Source organism: Shewanella corallii (genome assembly GCF_023349125.1).
In the GTDB taxonomy this organism is placed as follows: domain Bacteria; phylum Pseudomonadota; class Gammaproteobacteria; order Enterobacterales; family Shewanellaceae; genus Shewanella; species Shewanella corallii.
Genome location: NZ_JAKIKT010000001.1, coordinates 145,889 through 170,022 on the forward strand (window position 1 = coordinate 145,889; position 24,134 = coordinate 170,022).

The following is a 24,134-nucleotide window of genomic DNA, read 5'->3' on the forward strand; positions in this document are numbered from 1 at the left end:
CAAAGGCCAGTTCGGCATCCTTGCCTCTCGCTCATAAGCTCGCTCGCCACAGGCAAGCATTCGCCCTACCACCCCAAAGGGCGCCCCAACCAACGCTGAAAACTCCTCGGACTTATGTCTAAAATTGGCTATCGCGACAGACACTCGTCCATGATTTGACTGTCGCTGCTTCAGCGAAGCACTTCCCTGTCCTTCACTCCCCGCTCGGCTATCCTGCCTCGCGCTCGTGAGCTTATCGCTGCGCGATACTCGCCCATGCCTCGCTACGTCATTTTCGACAACGACCTCGGCAACTTCGGACGGGGATCGGTGTACCCTGAAATTACTGAGTAAGTGGCCTGCCAGTCCTGTCTTTTCATGGCTGTTTGGTTTTCTATCCTTTTATCAGAAAGCAATCTTCAGAGCGGTTCGTCTTTATGTAGCAGTTCCATCAGTCCTATTAATGCAGCGAACAGGACGGCGCTGACTGGCCAGATTATCCAGGTGATGCCCCAATCCATGGTCCATAAGCTCCAACCCAGAAATATGGCAACAACTAATGGCCAATAGAAACCCGCCAGCTTTTTCGCCTGCCTTGCTCGTCTGGCTTTTGCAGTATTGACCATCTTGTCTGTCAGTATGACTGTGAAGGCATCAAATTTTGCTGATGCCGGGATAACCAGATACAAGCCCAAGGCGATCATCAGAATTAATACAATCAACATCATCAAAGAGATGATGTGCCCCTGATTGAAAACCGCGCTTAGCATTAATGGCAGAAAGCTACTGATAAACAGGAATATCCCTATAGAAAGTCTGCGGTAATAGGTAGGGCTAAAACTCTCGAGTTTCTGCTGAAAGGCGCTGTGAACGCCATAACTGAGTTCAAATGGCTCATCATCAATAGATGTAGTAGCAGATTCAAACTGGCTGATTCTAATGAGATAGCTAACTCCCCAGCTCACCATCACCAGTATGCCGATTATGCCGCAGGCAATGGCAATATTATTCGTTATGCCCAATCGCTCGTTTGCGGCCAGGGCTAAAAAGAATATCAGGGGAATGACCGAGCAAACACATAAGAGTACCCCCTTAATCGTTAACTCTGCGGCTGCCATTTTGTGCTGTAGATATTGATTGGCCTCTTCAATAGAGACTTGCATCACCTCAGGCGCATCACTCATTGAGCCAGCGTCTAAATGCTCCGCATTGTCGTTGACAAGGTAATCAACAGAAACACCGAAGATGTTACTCAGCAGGATAATTTTGTTCAGATCAGGAATACTGTTCGCGCTCTCCCACTTGGAGACGGATTGCCTCGACACGCCAACTTTGTCGGCCAGTTCTTCCTGAGACCAACCAGCTTGCTTACGTAATTTAACTATCTTGTCAGCCAATATCATTGCACTCGTCCCTTATTGCGTTTTAGAGGCCTTCATCGTAGAAATTCAGCCAGTTGCGCACCACCAACCTCACTTGTAATTCTGTCAACCAGCGGTTGCGAATTCCCTAAAAGCTGTGCTTTGAGTGATACATCACCTCTGGTGACGACATTTTTCTCGTCGTTTGTACTTCATCATACATAGAGTCTGTGGTGGGGTTAACCTTGAGGGCAGTCAGGATTTTTTCAAGCCGGATGTCGCCAGTGAGAGCATTGGAGCTGCACTCCAAACTTGCTTTCGCAAGGGTAGCCAAGCTGCGCTTGGCCGAAGTCGTGGGTTTCCAACCCACACCCGGGCAAGAGGGGATCAACAGCAATTCCCTCTTGCATCTCCCTTGCCGCCCCAACCGAAGTTGTCTCCCATCGTGCATTGCATGCAACTGACGTGACCGGTGACGATTCACCGTCCATGGCTCAGCGCCACCTATGTCATCATCCATGATGACATCCACTATTGCACACAATCCCCTCCGGCAACTTCGGACGGGGACTGGTGTACTCCGCTATCACTGAGTAAGCGTTATGCCTGTCCTGTCTTTCTTATCGGTGGCCTTAAATTGCCCGTCCGGCAGCAGTTGCACCCGCGCATCGGGATAGTCAGCTTTGGGGTTAGTGTTCTGCACAAAGCTGTTTATATTTCCGCTTGGCATTTCTTACTTGTATGTCGTCAACCAGCTTATCAACTGGAATATCAAAAGCGACATTTACAAAAGCAGCAATGGCTTGGTTCGACAATTCAAAGTCATCTGGGATTCTAAAATAGCAATCATGACCATCGTTCTCTTGGGAAAACTGCAGAGCTTCTAACATTGCCCTGATTTGATCAGCATTGGATGGGCGTTCAGTACTAGTAATAATTAGATCTAATTCTGAACTTGTCTCAATTAAGGCATTTTGAGCATCAACCCCAAGTTGGGTGACTACTTGACTAATAGATGGGTAATACCTTAGATCATATGGGCCGACTGTATTACTCAGCGGATCTTTTAAATAACTCTCAAACAGATAATTTGATCGCCCTGCATCTTCAATAAGTTTGAATAACGCATAGTGAGTGTTACTGGTGAATGATGTCATTTCGTGTAACTGAGTTCGTTTATTTAATTGTTCGGCTAGTTCAAATGCCAAATTGGCAATTTTGCCATTGATGGCCTTCAATTCTTTTGGAGTATTCCTAACCTCCTCGACTTCGTTCTCATTTCCTAATGCCGCTGCGTCAATCATCAAGTCAATTAAGCGATTCATCTGAGGGTTCGTTAGGGTCTGATACATGACATTGATGTGTGACTCAATCTCTGAATATCGCTCTAACAATCTTTTAATTACCGCATAGTCTGAGCGGTGCCTCTTTCCCTCGTCAGCTTCCTTTAATTGCAACCCCAAATACTCAAATACGTCCAGCTCTGCGAATTTACCCATCATTCAATTTTCCGTTCTCGTTAAGTGGTGCTTTGCAAAGCTAACCGATCTCGAACCTAAAGAACCAATCTGAGTTAAGATTTTTTAAAGCCAACTGAGATTGCAAATCAAGATCCACTTTCCACCCAGTTTAAACCCTGTTGAAATCCTCCATTAAGCCATTGAGTAGGGTTTAGATGTTGCGCTCGTTACAGACTCGCTCTGGCGTTTTGACCCGTTGGCTGAACTTACCCTATGATATCGCCCGCATGATGCACCCATTACTCAGCCATTAAGGAAGGCCCATGACCGTTGACAGCCAAACTCTATCCCCAGAAGCTGCCAGCCAGCCCGAAGTGGATACGCCACAGCCCCAACTCGCAAGCACACAGCAGCAAACCACGGTCGATAAAACCCGCGAGACAGAGGAACTACCCAGCTTTAAGTTTGTGGTGATTTTGGTCGGCTTGCTCGCCGGGTTACTGTTGATACTTTACTTTTCTCAGTTTAATGGCGGCTTTGGCAATCAAGGGGACTTTGGCGCGTTCGGGGATTTTATTGGTGGTACGCTTAACCCAATCCTCGGTTTTATCACTGTGGTGTTACTGATCTGGTCACTGCGTAAACAAGCGGAAGCATTGAAAGTGTCGCAGACTGAGCTGGCACTGACCCGACAGGAACTGGCTGAGACCAAACAAGAAGCTGCACTGAGTCGTTTAGCGATGGAGGCGCAAGTCAAACATTTGGAAAAAGAGGCCCAACGAAATGAACTGCAAAGCATTATCAAAACACAGTTTGAAATTGTCGAAAAGTTAATGACTACCTCACTAAACACTCGTGATTGCAATTTTGCTGATGTCATGAATCAAACTCAAGAAGGGGCGCATTGGACCCCTAAATTCAAAGAGCAATTTAATTCACCTAACCCCTCTGCTTGTCAGATAGTTGGTCGAGAACTTGAAGTGCAATTACTTCAACTGGGCGCACTGGCACTTGAGTACACCCGAATATCCAGCTCTCCACTGCTTGCCCTCCCCTATTTAGTTAAGGCAAGAGCTCTGGTGTTGGGCTTTCGTCGATTTCATCAGTCTATATCCAATGAAAAATTGCTGAGGATGCTGGAGGAGCAAATAGAGCACTTTCAAAAAACAATCTCATCAACCGATAAATAGCGCTGCAGTATCGCCATCACCTCGCCTTTAAAAATAACATGGACGCCCATTATTAAGCGGGAGACTCTGAATTGGCGGGGTACACCATGTCTCCCTCGAAGTGGCCGCGAGGGATGGAGGCACATGCCGTGGACGAGGCATGGACGCCGAGTCAGCGCCAGTCGAATCAGGGACGAGTGTCTGGCGCGGTAGGCAATTTGACGCTAATCCCCAAGGGGTTGTCCACTTCGTCGGGAGTCGCAGGAGGATTGAATAAGGGGGCCTGCCGAAACGGTCCCCTTTTCCCGGGTGTGGGTTGGATACCCACGACTTTGCATCGCCTGAAAGGCGATTAATTAGTGTCCCGCAGGGACAGAACGAGAGTTCCGCCAAGCAGAGCTTGGCTGCTCCCCGCCGTAGGCGACATGGATGCGAAGCATTAAATCTGCGACTGCTGAATCGCAATCAGCAAAAACAAAAGAACCCAGTCTAAGCTGGGTTCTTAATCAAATCACACAGACTGTTGATCGACAGTCACATCAATCTATCAATCCGCAGAAAGCACAGAATACCCAAACGGCGGCAGGTGCAAGGTGTTGCCTGACACCTCAACACCACCTGGTGCCAGTTGTACGGCATTGGAAGCGATAGCGTCCAGCGAGTGGGCATCAGCACTCAGGTTGAATACGCACAGCAGCTGTTTGCCTTCATATTCACGCCAGAAGCCCAGCAGTGGCTCGGACAGCTCAGTAAAGCGGATATCACCGGCCAGCAATACCGGCTGAGTCTTACGCCAGTGCAGGAAGGCCTTGGTGCTTTGCAGTACCGAACCTGCTGCCTGCTGTGTATCAACGGCAACGGCCTTGTGCTCATTCACCGCCGGCAGCCATGGGGTCACGGTACTGAAACCGGCGAACTCATCATTTTGCAGCCATGGCATTGGCGTACGGCAGCCGTCACGGCCTTTAAAGTTGGGCCAGAAGGTGATGCCGTAAGGGTCCTGCAGCAGCTCATAAGGAATATCTGCTTCGCTCAACCCCAGCTCTTCACCCTGATACATACAGATGCTGCCACGAATACAGCCCAGCAGCACATTAAGCATGCTGGCCTGAGTGGCAGACACTTCACCATTACGGGCCCAGCGGGTGGCAACGCGCTTAACGTCGTGGTTACTGAAGGCCCAGCATGGCCAGCCCTGTCCCAGTTTGTCTTCCAGGTTTTCCACTGTGTGACGGATATACCCGGCATCACTGTCATCGGTCAGAAACTCGAAGCTGTAACCCAAGTGCAGTCTGCCCGGTTGGGTGTACTCAGCCATGGTGGCCAGTGAGTCTTCAGAGGAGATCTCGCCCAGGGCTGCGGTGTCTGGATACTTGTCCAGCAGGGCCCGCAGGTCATCGATAAAGGCCAGGTTTTCCGGCTGGGTATTGTTGTACCAGTGGTACTGGAACGCATAGGGGTTGTCGTTGCTGAATCCTCGACCCGAGCGTTCCGCTTCCGGCTTGGCTGGATTGTCTCGCAGCTGCTTATCGTGGAAGCAGAAGTTGATCGCATCCAGGCGGAAACCGTCCACACCACGCTTCAGCCAAAACTCCACATTGTCCAACGCCGCTTGCTGTACTTCCGGGTTGTGGAAGTTCAGATCCGGCTGGCTGGTGAGAAAGTTGTGTAGATAGTACTGGCCACGACGGGGTTCCCACTGCCAGGCACAGCCACCGAAAATCGACAGCCAGTTGTTGGGGGGAGTGCCGTCCGGACGGGGATCTGCCCATACATACCAGTCGGCTTTGGGGTTATCACGGCTTTCACGACTTTCCAGGAACCAGGCGTGCTGATCTGAGGTGTGACTGAGTACCTGATCAATCATCACCTTAAGGCCGAGATGGTGGGCCTTGTCCAGCAAACGGTCGAAGTCAGCCAGGGTGCCGAACATAGGGTCGACATCGCGGTAGTCGCTGATGTCATAACCGAAATCTGCCATTGGAGATTTAAAGAAAGGGGAGATCCAAATGGCATCCACGCCCAGGTCGGCGATATAGTCCAGCTTGTCTACGATCCCCGGCAGATCGCCGATTCCATCGGCATTGCTGTCAGCAAAGCTGCGGGGATAGATCTGATAGATGACGGCGCCACGCCACCATTCCACGTTGTTCATTAAAGCTCCTAATTGACCCCGGAATTCATCTACACGGGGAGACGCTAACAAACGTCCTTCAGCCTACTCATTTAAATTACGTTAATGCTTCCTGAGGTGCCCGTCACTTTGCATACGTATGCATGCCCAGAATGAGTGCTACGTCATTGAATTTTATTCATGTGTGAGGTCTTATTGGCGAGCTTTAAAAAATTGTCAGTGACCATGTTAACCAATGTCACCAAATTGGCGGCCAGAGTGATGTTCGGCACGTTTTAGCCGGAATTGAAATGGACGTCTCAGTTGACTGAGCTCTTGTCATGGAATTGACGTTTGAAAAGTGAATACAAGGAGTTACCTGTTTCCCGGATTGCATGTTTGAAGCAGAGCAGGCATCGGGAATGCGTTTTGCCCAGGGATGAATACGTATGCAGGAAATTGAGCTGGGTTTAACCGGATGGTAACAAAGATGTGATGAGACGGGAGCGCATACCCTACAACAAAGCGCACCGTGTCATACCCAACAGAATGACAATTATATCCAAGGGGGAGACATGTCACTGTTCAAGCCTAGTCTGGTGATGTTGGCTTTGGCCGCAGCTGGTGTATCCAGCATGAATATTGCGGTTGCAGCCGAGCAGTCTACAGCAGACGAGCCGGTAGAAGTGATTGAAGTCCGTGGTATCCGAGGTTCATTGGCCGCTGCACAGGCCACGAAAATGGATAACAGTTCCATCGTTGAGTCTATTTCAGCGGAAGATATTGGTAAGTTGCCCGACAACAGTATTGCCGAGTCTCTGGCACGTCTGCCGGGCCTGACAACACAGCGACTCAATGGTCGTGCCAACGTGGTGTCGATTCGTGGTCTGGCACCTGACTTTACCACCGCCACACTGAATGGTCGTGAGCAGGTCACTGTTAACGAAAACCGTGGTATCGAGTTTGACCAGTACCCGTCTGAACTGATCAACTCTGCTGTGGTTTATAAGACCCCGGATGCCAGCCTGATGGCTCAGGCGATTGGTGGTACGGTGGATCTGCAAACCATTCGTCCTCTGGCGTTTGGTGAGCAGGCGTTGGTGGTTAATGGTCGTTATGAAATGAACGACATGGACCAGCTTAACCCTGATGTCAGTAACAAGGGTTACCGCAGCAGTATCTCCTATATTGACCAATTCCTGGATGACACCCTGGGTGTTGCCATCGGCTTTTCCTCCATGTCCAGCCCAAGCCAGAACGAGCGCTCCCATGTCTGGGGTTACCCTGAAGCCAAGGACCTTGAAGGCAGCCCACTGGTGATTAGCGGCTATAAGCCTTATGTACAGTCTTCCGAGCTGCAGCGTGATGGCGTGATGGCGGTGATTGAGTTTGCCCCCAATGACAAGCTGCACTCTATTGTCGATATCTTCTATACCAACTTTGAAGATAACTACAGCCTGCGTGGCGCAGAAATGCCACTGTATAACTACAACGGTGACACCAACACTTCCAACCTGACCAATGCCGTGGTTGAAAATGGCATGGTGACCTCAGGTACTTTCAGTGGTGTTAACCCAGTCTTGCGTAACGATTTTGAAGACAAGGAATCTGATTTGGTCGCCGTGGGCTGGAACCTCAGCTATGACGTCAGTGACAACCTGACCCTGGCTGCCGATCTGTCCTATTCCAAGGCTGATACACATACTTTCTCGCTGGAAAGCTACTCAGGTTTCGGCCGTGGTGGTTCTGAAGCCGGTTATGACGTCGACTTCGTGATGTCAGAAAACGGTGCCATCTTCGACACCGATGCCAACTTTACCAATGCCACTTTGGGTAACCCGCAAAATTGGGGTATTCCTGGTAACAATGGTGTCCAGGATGGCTTTATCAATGATATCGAGCTGGAAGATGAGCTGTCGGCTGTCCGTCTGACCGCCAACTACTATCTGGGCTCAGGTATCGTCGAAGAGATTGAGTTTGGTGTTAACTACACCAATCGCGAAAAGACCAAAGATTATGAGTCTGCCTTTCTTCAGTTGAAGAGCAACGCACCGACAGCGGTACCGGGCGAGTTTCTGATGTCCCCTGTGGATCTGGGCTTTATCGGTATTGGTCCAATGCTCACCTATGATCCCCGCGCTCTGTTTGCCAGCGGTATTTACAACGTCTATGACGCTGCAGAGTTTGACGCATGGCGTAATACCAAGTCCTGGTCTGTCACTGAAGAGGTGATTACCCCTTACGTGCAAGCCAATCTGTATACCGAAATCGGCGATATGCCGCTGAAGGGTAATGTAGGTTTGCAGGCGGTATATACCGACCAGAGCTCTGATGGCTTTACCACAGTGCGTGATGATGCCGATGAAATCATGCCGATTTCCGGTGGCACAGATTACTGGGAACTTCTGCCAAGCCTGAACCTGAGCCTGGAAGTGGCTGATGACCAGTATGTACGTTTAGGTATTGCCCGCACCCTGGCCCGTGCCCGTATGGATCAGATGAATGCCAGCCGCGAGATCAACTACAACCCGGATAAAGCGGACTCCACTGATATCGATCAGTCTCCATGGAGTGGCTACGGCGGTAACGCTGAGCTTAAGCCGTGGATGGCCTGGCAGTTTGACCTGAGCTATGAAAACTACTTCTCCGGTACCAGCTACTTCGCAGTGGCTGTGTTCTACAAGGATCTGGAAAACTACATCTTCAATCAGCAAACCATAGGCGACTTCAGCGGTTATCCAATCGAAGGCGAGCAGCCTGCGTTGACCGAAGGTTATGTGGGTATCTGGCAGAACGGTCAGGGCGGTTACATCTGGGGCAGCGAAGTGACTCTGGCGCTGACCGGTGATCTGTTGCACGACTCTCTGTCTGGCTTTGGTATGTCAGTTAACTACTCCTATACCGATAGTGAAGTACAGGAAGATGCTGACAGCGATCCTATCCCGCTGCCGGGTCTGTCAAACGATGTGGTTAACGCCAGCTTCTACTACGAAGATTACGGCTTCCAGGCCCGGGTCAGTGCCCGTTACCGTTCCGACTTCCTGGGTGAAGTCAGTGGTCTGAGTCTGGCCCGTGATATGCGCTTTGTGGCCAGCGAAACCATTGTTGATGCTCAGATTGGTTACGACTTCGCTGAGTCAGGTATCAAGTCACTGGAAGGCCTGTCAGTGGTACTGCAGGGTCTGAACCTGACCGACGAACCATTTATGACCTATGAGAATGGTGACGAGCGTCAGATCAAAGATTACCAGAGCTATGGCCGCACCTTTATGTTGGGTGCCAGCTACGCGTTCTAACGGTTAATCGAAACTCAACAATGTCCGGCAGTGGCTGCTGCCGGACATTGTTTTAACCGGGTTATTCAGTAAAGCGTGTTTTAGTTAAAAACGGTTGATTCAGTTGTTTTTAACCAAGATACAAGGGGCCGCCTGACAGGGTGGGAGCAATGAAGATGCAGCAGGGAGTTGATATGCAACAACAGCTGGTAATCCTGGGCGGTGGCAGCGCCGGATGGATGGCAGCCGCTATGTTGGCCAAAACACTGGGCCACAGCGTCGCTATTACTCTGGTAGAGTCAGAAGAGATCGGCACTGTGGGTGTCGGTGAAGCCTCTATTCCTCCGCTGACCTTGTTTAACCGCGCGCTGGGCATAGATGAGCGCGACTTTATGGCAGCCACTGCCGCCACCTTTAAGCTGGGTATTCAGTTTGAAGGCTGGGGCAACCCCGACGCCTGCTATATGCATGCCTTCGGCGCTATGGGTCGGGATCTGGCATTGACTCCCTTTGTACACTTTTGGTTAAAGCAACAGGCTCGCCTTGGTGAGCAAGCAGACAAGAGTGATTTCTGGCGATATTCAGCCAATGCCTGCGCCGGTGCCGCCAACCGGTTTGGCTTGAGCGGCGGACAAGGCGATTTGCCCCACGCCTACCACTTTGATGCGGGACTGTACGCCAACTATCTGCGTGAGTTCAGTCAGAAGCTGGGTGTCAAACACATCAATGGCCGGGTCAGCAAGATTCATACAGATTCAACAAGCGGTGATATCACGGCGCTGGAGCTGAGCGATGGCACTCGGATTGCCGGAGACCTCTTTATCGATTGCTCCGGCTTTGCCTCATTGCTTATCGACAAGACACTGAATGCCGGGTTTGAAGACTGGTCCCATTGGCTCCCCTGTGACAGCGCCTGGGCCGTGCCCTCTGCCAGAGGCGACAAGCTGCGTCCTTACACACGTTCGATAGCCCATCAGGCCGGTTGGCAGTGGCAGATCCCGCTGCAGCACAGAACCGGTAATGGCATGGTGTTCGCCAGCCGTTGGTGGGATGAACAGGATGCCAAAGCGGCACTGCAGGCGAATCTGGAGACCCAGGCTCTGGATGAACCCAGATTGCTGAAATTCAAGGTGGGTCGCAGACGCAAACAGTGGCACCACAATTGTGTGGCACTTGGGCTGGCCAGTGGTTTTCTTGAGCCTTTGGAGTCCACCAGTATTCATCTGGTGCAGAGCGGCATTATGCGCCTGGTGAAGTTGTTCCCGGCCAAAGGTCTGGCTGCCGACGCATTGCGCGACGAATACAACCGTCAGTCTCAACAGGAGTTTGAGCAGATCCGTGACTTCATCATATTGCACTACTGCCTGAATAGCCGCGACTCAAACCAGAGTGAGGCCGGAAGCTTGTGGCGTCATTGCCGCAATATGGCACTGCCAGCTTCTCTGGAGTACAAAATCGCCCTGTTCAAAGAGTCCGGCATGGTGGTGCGGCAGCAGGATGAGCTCTTTGCCGAGGTCGCCTGGCAGCAGGTGATGCTGGGGCAGGGCGTTAGCCCTCAATCCTGGTCGCCGATGGCAGACAAGCTGACACCTGAGCAGCTGACTGAGTATTTGCAAAATATCCAGACCATTACGTCCGGCGCTGTGTCCAAAATGCCGCCCCATGACCAATTTATTCAAGCCTATTGTCAGATGGAGACTGCGTAGTGAGGCTGTTACTTCCCCTGTTACTGGTTGGCAGCGGCTGTGTCTCTGCCGCAGAGCCGACAAATGCTGAGCCTTTGCTGCATGTGCCGTCTCCCGACTGGCGCGAGCAGATCATCTATTTCGCATTAACCGATCGTTTTAACGATGGCGATCCATCCAATAATGATCAGGGAGCTGGCGAGTTTGATCCCAAAGATCATCGTAAATTCAGCGGTGGCGATCTCAAGGGGATGAAGGCTCGACTGGATTATATGCAGCAGCTGGGCGCAACGGCCTTGTGGCTGACGCCGCCTGTGGCCAACCAGTGGTGGTATCCCAAAGGTCAGTACGGTGGTTATCACGGCTACTGGGCTACCGACTTCAAGAGTATCGAGCCTCACTTCGGTACGCTTGAAGATTACCAGGCTTTGTCTGATGGTCTGCATCGCCGTGGTATGTACCTGATCCAGGACATAGTGGTTAATCACACAGGTAACTTCTTCGGTTATGAAGGCGAGTATGATCCGCTGAATACCGCCAAAAACTTTACCGTTTTTGATGATGCCCATCCGGGCAATCGTTTCCCGACTCAGGCACCGTTTGAGCTGGTCGACCGACATAATCCTGAGCATGTGGCAGCAGATATTTACCACTGGACGCCACCTATTACCGACTACAAAGACCCGGCTCAGGAATTTACCCATCAGCTGGCGAATCTGGCGGATCTCAACACCACTAACCCCAAAGTTCGGGAAACCCTGAAAGACAGCTACAGATACTGGATTGAAACCGTGGGTGTGGATGCCTTCCGGGTCGATACCGCCAAGTATGTGGAGCATGATTTCTGGAATGATTTTCTGCATGCATCGAACGGCATTATGGCGGCTGCCAAAGGCACCGGCCGCAATGACTTTTTAGCCTTTGGGGAGATCTTCGATGGCTCAGCCCCTATGGAAAACAGCGGCGAGCATAAGCTGGTGAGTTTTCTGGGGACCGAAGACAAACCTGAGCTGAACTCAGTGATTGGCTTCCCTCTCTATTTCGAGCTGGGACGGGTGTTGGCCGAGGGGGCCCCAACGGCGCAGCTGGCCTACCGGCTTGAGCAGCAGATGGCGGTTTACCCAAATCCCTGGGTGATCCCCAACTTTGTCGACAACCATGACACTCGCAGATTCCTGTCCTCCGGTTCGCTGGCATCTTTCCGTCAGGCGATGGCGGTTATCTTCACTGTGCCGGGTATCCCGGTGATCTATCAGGGTGATGAACAGGCACTGACACAGACGCGTCAGGCCATGTTCGCCGGAGGTTATGGATCGAAGCAGAGTCAGTTTGATACCAACTCAGCCATGTTCCGTTTTGTTCAGGATCTGGCGGCACTCAGACTGAGTGATAAAGCCCTGACCCGAGGCGATCTGACCATACTGGCCAGCTCCAGTCAGGGAGCCGGTGTGCTTGGTTTCGAGCGCAGCTATCAGGATCAGCAGACTCTGATACTGATGAATACGGCCCAGAGCAGCCAGCTGCTGGCTAATATGCCACTGCAATCAGGACATTGGCTGCTGGTGCTTGATGAAAATGGTGCTGTTGCTGACAAGCAGGTATTAAGTAGCAGTGGTGAGCTGACCATGAGTCTGCCCGCCAAGGCAATCCGGGTTTACCGCTGGCTGGAGGAGTCTGGAAGGGGTCAGCCAGAGGCAATGCCGGAAATGACGCCAGAGCTGACGCTGGAAACCCAGCTTCAGGGCCAGACGCTGACATCAGACACTCTGCTGCAGGGACGTTTCAGCCAGCCTGGTACCCCATTGCAGCTGGTGTTGAACAGCAATCTGGATACTGCTGTTCCCCTGACAGTCTCTGCCGATGGCAGGTGGCAATATCAACTGCCGGTTAGATCTGTTGGCGAATGGCCCCAGTCTATCAACCTCTATGCGCCGGAACTGGGGCTTGCGGGAAAGGCTGTCAGTTTTACTACTCAGGTGAGGAATCCTGCGTGGCAACTGGAGATCACCGACCCGGTTGGCGATGAAAAGTATCAGCGACCACAACACGTTAACAGTGGCGCCCAGCGAGATATCACTGCAGCCAGTGTGCGCAGCGGCGGCAGTGTACTTGAGCTGACACTGAGTATGGCTGAGATCAGTAACTCCTGGTTGCCCGCTCAGGGCTTCGACAATGTCAGTTTTGATATCTACTTCGATCTTTCCAGTCAGCTGCCAGAAGCCAAAGGGGCGAAAGCTCTGCCCAGTCTTAAGGCTAGTATGCCTGAGGGACGCTGGCATCTTGGTCATACCCTCCATGGCTGGGGAAATACCCTGTTTATCCCCGGTGAAAGCCAGCCGGATGGCGCTGAGTCAGGTAACACGGACGCTATCCAGCGGGTCGCGCCTGCTCCTCAGATCAGTGTCGACAAAGCTGCAGCAACCCTGACGCTGAAATATCGGGGAGAAGGGCTGGGGCTGAAGCAGTGGGATGGCGTCAAAATCTATATCACCACCTGGGATCGCAGTGGTGAAGGCGATCTGCGCCTGGTGACACCAGAGGCGACCTCCTGGTCATTCGGCGGAGGTAACAGCCAGTCGCCGCTGATTATGGATAGTCTGTGGCTCGATACACAGCATTAAGAACAAGCAATAATAAAAGAGTGAGATACCCTATGTCGTTTTTCCGCATTTCACGGCTGTCGGCCATGGTGGCCGTTTCCATTGGCCTGGCTGGATGCAGCCTTACACCAGATCAGGACAAGGGCGAAGCTACTGTCGCTGGTGAGCATCAGCACAATAAAGCTGTGGTGTACCAGATGTTCACCCGTCTGTTCGGTAACACCCAGACCGCCAATATTCCCTGGGGAACTGCTGAACAAAACGGCGTAGGAAAGTTTAACGATATCTCCGACAAAGCGCTGGAAGGGATCAAACAGCTGGGTGTCAGTCATGTCTGGTACACAGGCGTGCCCCACCATGCGCTGGTGGCAGACTATAGCGCCTATGGCATCAGCAATGATGATCCCGATGTAATTAAGGGGCGTGCCGGTTCCCCTTATGCGGTCAAAGACTACTACAGTGTGAACCCGGATCTGGCTCAGGATCCTGCCAGGCGTATGGATGAGTTCAAGGCGCTGGTGGATCGTAGCCACCAACATGGTTTGAAAGTGCTGATTGATATCGTGCCCAACCATGTGGCCCGTAACTATGAGTCTCTGGGTAAGCCGGAAGGTGTGAAGGACTTCGGTGCTGCTGATAACACCAATGTCGAGTATGCCCGTGATAACAACTTCTACTATGCCGTTGGTGAGGCCTTCAAAGTTCCTGAATGGCTGGACGGTTACCAGCCGTTGGGGGGCGAGTCTCATCCTCAGGCCGATGGCGAATTTGTGGAGAACCCAGCCAAGTGGACAGGTAATGGTGCCCGCTCTTCTCAGCCTCATTTCCACGACTGGTATGAAACCGTCAAGGTGAACTATGGCGTGCGTCCTGACGGCAGCCATGACTTCCCACAACTGCCTGCTGAGTTTGCCAATATGGATGTAACGGCTCACTACGAGTTCTGGCAGGGTAAAGATGTACCTGACTCCTGGGAGAAATTCCGTGATATCGCCCTGTTCTGGACTGAGTTCGGTATCGACGGCTTCCGTTACGACATGGCGGAAATGGTACCGGTTGCCTTCTGGAGCTATCTGAACAGCCATATCAAACATGCCAACCCGGATGCCTTCCTGCTGGCGGAGGTGTATCAGCCACACCTGTACCGCGACTACCTGCATATGGGCAAGATGGATTACCTGTATGACAAGGTGGACCTGTATGACAGCCTGAAAGCCATTATTCAGGGGCGTGAAAGTACCGATGCCATAGCTTCAATTCAGGCCGGCAAGGCAGATATTGAACACAATATGCTGCACTTTCTGGAAAACCACGACGAGCAGCGTATCGCCAGCCCTGACTTTGCCGGTGAAGCGGTAAATGCGCTGCCTGCCATGGTGGTATCAGCCACTCTGAGCACTTCGCCAACCATGCTTTACTTCGGTCAGGATGTGGGTGAGCGCGGCGAACAGGACGCAGGTTTTGGCAAGGCGACCCGCACCACCATCTTCGACTACTGGGGCGTGCCTGCACACCAGCGCTGGATGAATGGCGGCGAATTTGATGGCGGCGCACTGACTGCCGATGAACGCCAGCTGCGTGACTACTATTTGCGCCTGATGCAGTTCGTACAGTCCAGTCCGGCATTGATGGGTCAGTACGCTGAAATCCATACCGCCAACAAGCACAACCCCGGTTATACCGACAGCACTTATGCCTTCCTGCGCTGGAGTGATGAGCAACAGCTGATCATCGCCACCAACTTTGCTCAGGTGGCGGGCACTGAGTTTGAACTCAAACTGCCTGCTGAGCAGATCTCCGCCATGGCGCTGAAAGATGGCCGCTATGAGCTGGTGGACCAACTGAGTGGTGACGAGCTGACGCTGACTGTCGTAAAGGGCGAAGGTCAGGTCGCTATGGCGCTGGCACCGCTGCAGTCACGCATTCTTGAGCTGAAGCGCTGATAGTTAACTGAACCAGATTCAGCAAAATAAATAACGAGTAAACAGAATAACGAGATACCCATGAAAAAATTACTCTGGATCCTGATGGCGGGTATGAGCTTAAGCCCGGTTGCTCAGGCCGCCATGCTCAAAAGTCATCACTTTGATGGTAATAACCTGGTGCTGAGTACAGATGAAGGTCTGGTCACACTATCCGGCTATGGCGAAGGTGCCGTTGCCGTTCACTATGCCAATGAGGGCGTTAAGCAGCTGCCATCCTATGCGCTGGATGAGCACGCCGCTATCCAGCGAGGCACACTGCAAAAGCAGGATGGACGTTTGCTGTATAAGCTGCCTGAGCTGACCGTGGCGATTCAATCTTCACCTTTGCACCTGAGCTTTTTCCATGAGGGCGAACAGATCCTGGCGGAAGAGAGCGGTCTGTTTGTGCATGACAATATCCGGGGCTTCCGTTTCGAGCTGGAACCAGATGAGAAGCTGATTGGCGGCGGCCAGCGGGTGCTGGGGATGGATAGACGTGGTCACAGACTGCCTTTGTACAACAAGGCTTCCTATGGCTACACCACCCATGCCGAGCAGATGTATTACGGCCTGCCTGCGGTTATGTCTTCCAACAAGTATGCATTGGTGTTTGATAACTCAGCCACGGGCTGGATGGATCTGGGTAAAACCCAATCCGATGTCATGCAGTTTGAAGCTCAGGGTGGTCGTACCGGCTATCTGGTGGCTGCGGGCAGCGACTATCCAGAGCTGATTGAAAACCTGACTGCAGCGACCGGTCGCCAGCCTTTGCCACCACGTTGGTCTCTGGGTAACTTTGCCTCCCGCTTCGGTTATCACACTGAGCAGGAAGCCCGTGACACAGTGGATACCTTTGCCAAAGAGGACTACCCGTTGGATGCCATCGTACTGGACCTCTACTGGTTCGGTAAGGATGTGCAGGGCCATATGGGGAACCTGGACTGGGATCGTGAAGCCTGGCCAACTCCGGAGAAGATGATCAGCGATTTCAGCGAACAGGGTGTGAATACCATTCTGATCACTGAGCCCTTTATCCTGACCACCTCCAAGCGTTGGGACGAAGCGGTTGAAGCCGGTGCGCTGGCCACTGATTTTGCCGGTGAGCCAAAGACCTTTGACTTCTACTTTGGCAATACCGGCCTGGTGGATGTGTTCTCACCCAAGGGTGAGGAGTGGTTCTGGGGTATCTACGAAACCCTGATGAAGCAGGGAGTTGGTGGCTGGTGGGGGGATCTGGGTGAGCCGGAAGTGCATACCCATGACACAGTGCATACTGTGGGCACCGCGGATGAGATCCACAACGCCTACGGCCACGAGTGGGCCCGCTTGGTGTATCAAGGCCTGACTCAGGCTCAGCCTGACAAGCGCCCTATGATCATGATGCGCTCTGGCTTTATCGGCTCCCAGCGCTACGGCATGATTCCCTGGACCGGTGATGTGAGCCGCAGCTGGGGTGGCTTGAAGCCTCAGGTTGAGCTGTCGCTGCAGATGGGTTTGCTGGGCCTGGGCTATACCCACTCAGATCTGGGCGGTTTTGCCGGTGGCGACAAGTTCGATGCCGAGATGTACACCCGCTGGATGCAGTATGGCGTGTTCCAGCCGGTATATCGTCCCCACGCTCAGGAGAACATCGCACCTGAGCCGGTATTCCACGATCAGCAGACCAAAGACATTCTGCGTGAATACGTAAAGCTGCGTTACCGCATGCTGCCTTACAACTACACCCTGGCTTATCAAAACAGTGCTACCGGCATGCCGCTGATGCGCCCTTTGATGTTTGAAAATGAGGCGGACTCCAGCCTGTTTGATAACAAAGATGCCTATCTGTGGGGAGATGCCTTCCTGGTCGCGCCTGTGACTGACCCGGGTGTTGAATCTGTGGCTGTGCAGCTGCCCGAGGGGATCTGGTTCGACTATTTCACCGGCAAGCGTTATTCGGGCGAGCAGCAGGTCAATGTGCCTGTGACGCTTGAAACCATTCCTGTGCTGGTTCGTGGTGGCAGCTTTGTGCCTATGGCGCTGGCACCAGAAAAAGCCAACGGCGAACTGGCCTCCAGCCGCGACTACAGTACCCAAACTTTGGATCTGAGCTTCTACTTCGATAAAGCCGTCAGCCAAAGTCATGGCGAGATGTTTGATGATGACGGCGTGGGTGCCAACAACCTGAAAACCGGCAACTTTGAGCTGCTGAGTTTTGCGTCTGAATTTAAGCAGGATCGCCTGACATTGACTCTGTCCAGCAGTGGTAAACCGCAATTTGCCGACGGCCGCAGCATCCAACTCAGTGTGCTGCATCTGGACGCCAGGCCAGCCTCGGTGACATTGAATGGCAAGCCGGTTGAGTGCCAATGGCAAGCTGGTGTGCTGACACTGGACAGCAAGCTGCAGGGCCAGAAAGCCAGCAACCGGGTGGAAATCCGCCTGTAAGCCACAAATGCATGCCATGAATACGTATGCAGATGGGTGCCCAGCCCGAACAGGGCTGGTTACCATAATGTTACAAATGCCAACAAGAATTATGGATAAGAGGAAAGGGCATGGTGAACGAAAAACCTAGTCTGAGTTTCTGGCAGATTTGGAATATGTGTTTCGGCTTTCTGGGGATCCAGTTTGGTTTTGCCCTGCAGAACGCTAACGTCAGCCGAATTTTCCAGACACTGGGCGCGGATATGGAGACCATCCCGCTGCTGTGGATCGCAGGGCCGGTAACCGGTCTTCTGGTACAGCCTATCGTCGGCTATTTGAGCGATAACACCTGGAACCGCCTGGGTCGCCGTCGTCCCTACTTTCTGATTGGTGCCATCTTTACTTCCCTGTCACTGCTGGTGATGCCCAATGCCAGTGTGCTTTGGGTGGCTGCAGGTATGCTGTGGATTCTGGATGCATCGATAAACATTTCCATGGAGCCTTTCCGCGCCTTTGTCGGTGACAATCTGCCCAAGCGGCAGCAGCCGAAAGGCTATGCCATGCAGAGCTTCTTTATTGGCGTAGGTGCCGTGGTGGCGTCCATGCTGCCCTGGATCCTGAGCCACTTCGGCGTCAGCAACAGTGCTCCTGAAGGCCATATCCCGGATACCGTCAAGTACGCCTTCTACATGGGTGCTGTTGTGCTGTTTGTTGCCGTTGGCTGGACCATCATCAGCAGCAAGGAGTACAGCCCTGAAGAGCTGGCGGCCTTTGGTGAGCAGGATGAAGAGGCGCAATCCGACAGCCCTGTGCGTGACAGTGGCCGCTGGTTTAAATCCGGTATGCTGTTTATGGTTCCGGCCGCATTGGGTACCTTGCTGGTGTGGATGCTGGGCTGGGACAAGCAGCTGTATATTCTCTCCATAGGTTTGGTGCTGTTTGGTCTGGCCCAGTGGCTGATGAGCTGGCGTCGCAAGACTCCAAAAGCCAACTCAGGCTTTGATACCGTGATGGATGACCTGTTCGCCATGCCGCAGATCATGCGTCAGCTGGCCTGGGTACAGTTCTTCTCCTGGTTTGCCCTGTTTGCCATGTGGATCTACACCACGGCAGCAGTGACCTCTCATCACTATGGTACCGACGACCCTGCTTCAGAGCTCTTTAACCACGGTGCCAACTGGGTGGGCGTGCTGTTTGGTGCCTATAACGGCTTCTCGGCGCTGGCCGCCATTATTATTCCTGTGATGGTCAGCCGCATGGGGTTACGCATGGCTCACAGCGTCAACCTGCTGTTAGGTGCTCTGGGTCTGCTGTCATTCCTGTGGATCAAAGATCCTCAGTGGCTGCTACTTTCCATGGTGGGTATAGGTTTCGCCTGGGCATCAATTCTATCTTTGCCATACGCCATGCTGGCCGGTTGTCTGCCGTCCAACAAAATGGGCGTGTATATGGGTATTTTCAACTTCTTTATCGTGATCCCTCAGCTGCTGGCGGCCAGTATTCTGGGTTTGTTGCTGCGCTATGGATTCGAGTCCAACCCTATCTACGCCATGGTCATTGGCGCCGTTTCCTTCGCGCTGGCCGCCATGATGGTGGTGAAGGTGAAACTGCAAAATGGTCATCAGGTTGAACTGGTGGGGGGAGGTGCCCATGGCTAAGTTGAGCTTTGTGGGAGCGGCCATTGCGGCCGCCCTCACGGGCAATGCGCTGGCTTCGCAGCCCGAGCTGGTAGGAAGCGATTTGATGGGTACCAGGGATCCTTTCGCTGCCAATGCGGTTTACTTTGTCGTGACCGACAGGTTTGTGGATGGCGATCCTGCCAACAACTTTGAGCAGGAGTCAGGTTGGCAGCTGCCTGTCTCGCTGGAAGGCAACAGTGCCAACGTGGGCTATATGGGCGGAGATTTCAAAGGGATTTTGAATAACGCCGACTACATTCGTGAGATGGGTTTTTCCGCCATCTGGATGACGCCCATTGTCCAGAATCCCGCAGAGGCTTTTACCGGTGGTGATGAGATTAAGCCCCATGGTTTCGCCATGGACAGAGGCAAGGCGGCATATCACGGCTATTGGGGCACCAATTTCTACAAGCTGGATAAGCACCTGCCATCGGCCGGACTGGACTTCGCCCAGTTGAATAAACAACTGGCTGATAAAGGCCTGAGCACAGTGCTGGATGTGGTGATAAACCACGGCTCTCCCGCTTACACCATGACGGATGAGCAGTACCGCACCAGCCTGTTTGGCAAACTGTATAACGAGCAGGGCGAGCTGGTGGCGGATCACGGCAACCTTGCGCCTGAGCAGTTGGATACCGACAAGCCTTTGCAGGCTTTCTTCAATACCAAAAGAGATCTGGCCCAGTTGGCTGATATGAATACGGGCAAGCCAGAGGTGATGGATTACTTTGTTAATGCCTATCTCAAATGGCTTGGTCAGGGCGCCGGGGCGATGCGGATTGATACCGTTAAGCACGTACCCGCTGAGCACTGGGGTGAGTTCAGTCACCGTATTCGTGCCCAGTATCCCGGCATGTTTATGTTTGGTGAGGTGTACTCTTTCGATCCCAAAGAGATAGGCCAGTATACCTTCCCGGACAAGGGCGGCATGAGTGTGTTGGATTTCCCCATGAAAGCCGCCATGGACAGCGTGTTCGCCAAGGGGGCTGATTACAGTGAACTGCAAAAAGCGCTGTTCCTGCAGCCAAAGAACAACCCTTACGCCAATCCCTACGATCTGCTGACCTTCTACGATAACCATGATATGCCGCGGATGAACGCCAGCGATGAGGGCTTTATCGATGCCCACAACTGGCTGTTTACCGCCCGCGGAATACCTGTGATCTACTACGGCTCAGAGATGGGATTTGAGCGTGGCAAGGGCGAACATATGGGTAATCGTAACTACTTTGGTCAGGACAATGTCGACAAAGCGGTGAGCCACCCTATACGTCAGGCACTCTTGCCCATTGCCAATCTGCGCGCCCAGCTGCCCAGCTTGCAGCGTGGCCTGCAGTGGGATCTGGGCTATGACAAAGATACAGCGGCCTTCTATCGGGTAGTGCAGAGTGCTGAAGGCTATGAGCTGGCTTTGGTGCTGCTTAACAAGGGGGATAAGTCAGCTTCGGTTGCACTGTCAGCGCCCCTGCTTGCCGGTGAGTGGCAGGAGCCTATGGCGGATAACAATCTGACTCTCGGGAAGGCAGCTGAACTTCAGGTTCCTGCCCATGGCGTCAGAGTGCTAGTACGCAGGGGAGATAAACTGCCGGAGCAGGTCAGTGACAAACTCGCTGAGTTGAGTTTTCACTGAGCTTGGTTTCCACTGAGTCAGGTTCTTACAAAGCCCTGTTTTCACAGAGCTTAGGCAGAGTTAAACCTTACCCGGCAGAGCGCCGCAGCTGTTGCGGACGATAAGTTGAGTGGGGATGGTGACGGCTTCGACACTCTCCCCACGGATACGACTGATCAATTTATCCACCAGAGTTTCACCCGCCAGCTTGGTATCCTGCCGCACTGTGGTCAGGGCGGGGGTGGTGAAACGAGCCAAAGGCAGGTCGTCAAAGCCCACGATGGCGACATCTTTACCCGGCATCAGACCTCGTTCAGTCAGCGCCTGCATGGCTCCTATGGCAATCAGGTCACTGGCTGCAAAGATAGCGGTGAAATCACCGGCAGATTTGCTGTCCAGCAAAGCGCAGGTGGCTTTGTACCCCGACTCCTCCGTGGTAATCGCATCTACCTGCAGACCGGGCTCAAGGGAAATGCCGGCGGCCAATAAGGATGCAGCATAGCCCTGATAGCGGGCGAACAGTTCAGGGTAGTGGTTGGAGGCATCTCCGATAAAGGCGATGCGTTGATGGCCAAGTTCAATCAGATGTTGGGTCGCCAGAATACCGCCCTGGCGGTTGTCACTGCTGACACACAGGGTGCCGGAGTCGGCTCCCCAGCGAACGTAACGGGTTCCCTGGGCGTCCAGCTGCTGCATCTTGGGTTGATAGTCCACGTCGTCACCGTACCCCAGCAGAATAATGCCATCGGCTTTGTGGCTGTCTTCATAGTCGGCATGCCAGTCGTCGGACAGTTGCTGGAAAGAGACCAGCAGGTCGTAACCTTTTATGGCACAGGCGCGGGTTATCGAGCCCAGCATGGACAGGAAAAATGGATTGATCAGTGAATCGTCTGAGGTGGGGTCCTCAAACAAGAGCAATGCCAGTGTGGTGCTTTGTTGGGTACGCAAACTACTTGCATGTTTATCGACTTTGTAATTGAGCTCACGGGCGATCTGCTGAATTCGGGCCACAGTCTCAGGTTTGACCAGCGGGCTGTTGCGCAGTGCCCGGGAAACGGTAGATTGAGACACTCCGGCCAGATAAGCGATATCAATAGAGGTGGCTTTGCCTTTGTTGGTCACTGTTTTTACGCTCTTTTTTGTTATAGGCGTTCAAGGACGCCTCACTTGTAATACCGCGCAGGTCGGGTAACTGTCTTGCTTACGCTTGAACATTGTTCATAATGAAACCGCTTTCTCAGCCTCGCTGACTGTGTTGTACTGTGGCGAAGATGAAGCTTATTCGGTAAACATCACGATTTTTTGAAGAAGATGCAATTGCCACTTGTCTATAGACGTTCTGGTTTGCAGCTTCAGTGAGATTAATAATCATAATTAGGCATTTCCCTGACAGGAAGATCAAGAAAATATGGAGCAGAATCAATTCGTATTGGTTGGTGACGTTGGTGGTACCAATGGTCGGTTCGCGCTGGTACAGCGGGATGGTCAACGTTTTTGCCTGACCCACCAACATACCTTGCCCAGCGCTAATGCCGGGTCATTGCTGGAGTTAATCCGTCAGTATCAGGCATTGTTGCCAGAAGATACCAAGGTGGTCGGCGGCTCAATTGCGGTAGCCGGGCCGGTAAGCAGTACTGGTGCCAACCTGACCAATCTAGGCTGGCGGGTGGTCACCGCAGAGCTTAAGGCCGAACTGGGCCTGAAGCATTTATGTTTGCTTAATGACTTTGCCGCTTACGCCAACAGTCTGCCGCTGCTGGCCGCCGCCGAGATCGCCCGTATTAAGCCGGGTAAAGCCGATAAGAGTGCGCCAGTATTGGTGCTGGGGCCGGGCACTGGCTTTGGTATTTCATCTTTGCATCCTCAAGCCGGTGGCTTTAAGCCGGTTGCCTGTGAAGGTGGCCATATGGCACTGGCTTCGAGCAATGAACTGCAGGATGCGGTGGTGCGGCAGCTGCGTACCATGGATGAGTTTGTCAGTGTGGAGACCATATTGTGTGGTCCCGGGCTGGTAAATCTGTACCGGGCATTGGCCGCTGTCAAAGATGAAGCGATTGAGTTTGAAACTGCTGCCGAGATCAGCAGCGCGGCGATGGATGGCAGCAATGCCCTGGCCGTGGAAACCCTCTCCCTGTTCTGTCGCTGGCTGGGACAAACCGTTGGCGATCTGGTGATGGCTCATGGTGCTCTGGGTGGCGTGGTGCTGGGTGGCGGTATTCTTCCCCGTATGCTGGACTTCCTCAAAGAGTCTGAGTTTGTTGACGGCATGTTGGATAAGGGACGTATGTCTGACTATCTCAAGGATGTACCGGTTCAGTTAGCCATGAAGAGCGACACCGCCCTGACCGGCGCAGCCGCCTGGTATTATCAGAGTAATATGTTCAGTTAACTGCCAGAGTCCTGACCGCAGCCCGTAGTGCCAGTTCGTACCCCTGGGTACCCAGGCCACAGATCACGCCGACAGCCACATCTGACAAGTAGGAGTGTTGGCGGAAAGGTTCACGGGCGTGCACATTGCTGATGTGCACTTCGATAAAAGGGATGGCAACACCCAGCAGGGCATCGCGCAGAGCGACGCTGGTGTGGGTAAAGGCAGCCGGATTGATAATGATAAAGTCGGCATCCGTGTTGTGGATGGCATCGATCAACTCATGTTCGGCATTGGACTGCAGGTGCTCAAGGGAGACATTCAGCGAGCTGGCCACAGATTCCACCTGCTCAACCAGTTGGGCCAGTGTCTGGTGACCATATTTTTCCGGCTCACGGCGACCCAGGAGGTTCAGATTGGGGCCATTAAGCAGCAGGATTTTGTGGCTGGATGTCATTGAGTGCGG

Annotated in this window: 14 protein-coding genes; 9 read left to right on the forward strand and 5 right to left on the reverse strand. The window is 52.8% G+C overall.

Annotated elements, in window-relative coordinates; all coding sequences use genetic code 11:
* Positions 1-398 precede the first annotated feature (398 nt).
* Together L2725_RS00655 and L2725_RS00660 are read right to left on the reverse strand one after the other, a co-directional pair.
* Positions 399-1,382, reverse strand: a complete 984-nt coding sequence (locus L2725_RS00655; RefSeq protein WP_249247091.1) for a helix-turn-helix domain-containing protein — start codon at positions 1,380-1,382, stop codon at positions 399-401.
* Between the two features lie 647 nt (positions 1,383-2,029).
* The gene (locus L2725_RS00660; protein ID WP_249247092.1) at positions 2,030-2,842 is read right to left on the reverse strand and encodes a hypothetical protein; all 813 of its coding nucleotides are present in this window, start codon (positions 2,840-2,842) and stop codon (positions 2,030-2,032) included.
* Positions 2,843-3,267: 425 nt separating this feature from the next.
* On the opposite strand from L2725_RS00660, the gene L2725_RS00665 reads away from it, so the two are divergent.
* Positions 3,268-3,990 (forward strand): hypothetical protein, encoded by a 723-nt coding sequence (locus L2725_RS00665; RefSeq protein ID WP_249247093.1) that lies wholly within the window; start codon positions 3,268-3,270, stop codon positions 3,988-3,990.
* A 526-nt stretch (positions 3,991-4,516) separates the two neighbouring features.
* On the opposite strand, the gene L2725_RS00670 is transcribed toward L2725_RS00665, so the two are convergent.
* Complete coding sequence (locus tag L2725_RS00670) at positions 4,517-6,124, reverse strand: alpha-glucosidase family protein (RefSeq protein WP_249247094.1); 1,608 nt, start codon at positions 6,122-6,124, stop codon at positions 4,517-4,519.
* Between the two features lie 533 nt (positions 6,125-6,657).
* On the opposite strand from L2725_RS00670, the gene L2725_RS00675 reads away from it, so the two are divergent.
* The 7 genes from L2725_RS00675 (at position 6,658) to L2725_RS00705 (ending at position 21,321) form a co-directional block, all read left to right on the forward strand.
* The gene (locus tag L2725_RS00675) at positions 6,658-9,378 is read left to right on the forward strand and encodes a TonB-dependent receptor (RefSeq protein WP_249247095.1); all 2,721 of its coding nucleotides are present in this window, start codon (positions 6,658-6,660) and stop codon (positions 9,376-9,378) included.
* 173 nt (positions 9,379-9,551) lie between these two features.
* Positions 9,552-11,063, forward strand: coding sequence for a tryptophan halogenase family protein (locus L2725_RS00680; RefSeq protein ID WP_249247096.1), 1,512 nt, complete (start codon positions 9,552-9,554; stop codon positions 11,061-11,063).
* Positions 11,063-13,663 carry an alpha-amylase family glycosyl hydrolase gene (locus tag L2725_RS00685; protein ID WP_249247097.1) on the forward strand — a complete coding sequence of 867 codons (2,601 nt, stop codon included), beginning with the start codon at positions 11,063-11,065 and terminating at the stop codon, positions 13,661-13,663. Before L2725_RS00680 ends, L2725_RS00685 begins: the two co-directional genes overlap by 1 nt.
* Before the next feature lie 32 nt (positions 13,664-13,695).
* Positions 13,696-15,585 carry an alpha-amylase family protein gene (locus L2725_RS00690; protein ID WP_249247098.1) on the forward strand — a complete coding sequence of 630 codons (1,890 nt, stop codon included), beginning with the start codon at positions 13,696-13,698 and terminating at the stop codon, positions 15,583-15,585.
* A 60-nt stretch (positions 15,586-15,645) separates the two neighbouring features.
* On the forward strand, positions 15,646-18,033 hold the full coding sequence (locus tag L2725_RS00695; protein WP_249247099.1) for a TIM-barrel domain-containing protein: 2,388 nt from the start codon (positions 15,646-15,648) through the stop codon (positions 18,031-18,033).
* A gap of 110 nt (positions 18,034-18,143) precedes the next feature.
* Entirely contained in the window at positions 18,144-19,670 is a 1,527-nt protein-coding gene (locus L2725_RS00700) for an MFS transporter (RefSeq protein ID WP_249247100.1), read from the forward strand.
* The gene (locus L2725_RS00705) at positions 19,663-21,321 is read left to right on the forward strand and encodes an alpha-amylase family glycosyl hydrolase (RefSeq protein WP_249247101.1); all 1,659 of its coding nucleotides are present in this window, start codon (positions 19,663-19,665) and stop codon (positions 21,319-21,321) included. Before L2725_RS00700 ends, L2725_RS00705 begins: the two co-directional genes overlap by 8 nt.
* Positions 21,322-21,381: 60 nt before the next feature.
* Here L2725_RS00705 and L2725_RS00710 read toward each other — a convergent pair whose 3' ends face one another.
* Positions 21,382-22,422 (reverse strand): LacI family DNA-binding transcriptional regulator, encoded by a 1,041-nt coding sequence (locus L2725_RS00710; RefSeq protein ID WP_249247102.1) that lies wholly within the window; start codon positions 22,420-22,422, stop codon positions 21,382-21,384.
* A 286-nt stretch (positions 22,423-22,708) separates the two neighbouring features.
* On the opposite strand from L2725_RS00710, the gene glk reads away from it, so the two are divergent.
* The gene (gene glk / locus L2725_RS00715; RefSeq protein ID WP_249247103.1) at positions 22,709-23,689 is read left to right on the forward strand and encodes a glucokinase; all 981 of its coding nucleotides are present in this window, start codon (positions 22,709-22,711) and stop codon (positions 23,687-23,689) included.
* On the opposite strand, the gene aroQ is transcribed toward glk, so the two are convergent.
* A complete protein-coding gene (gene aroQ, locus L2725_RS00720) occupies positions 23,682-24,125 on the reverse strand; it encodes a type II 3-dehydroquinate dehydratase (protein ID WP_249247104.1) in 444 nt (147 codons plus the stop codon). The two genes, glk and aroQ, sit on opposite strands and share 8 nt — an antisense overlap.
* Between the last annotated feature and the right edge of the window lie 9 nt (positions 24,126-24,134).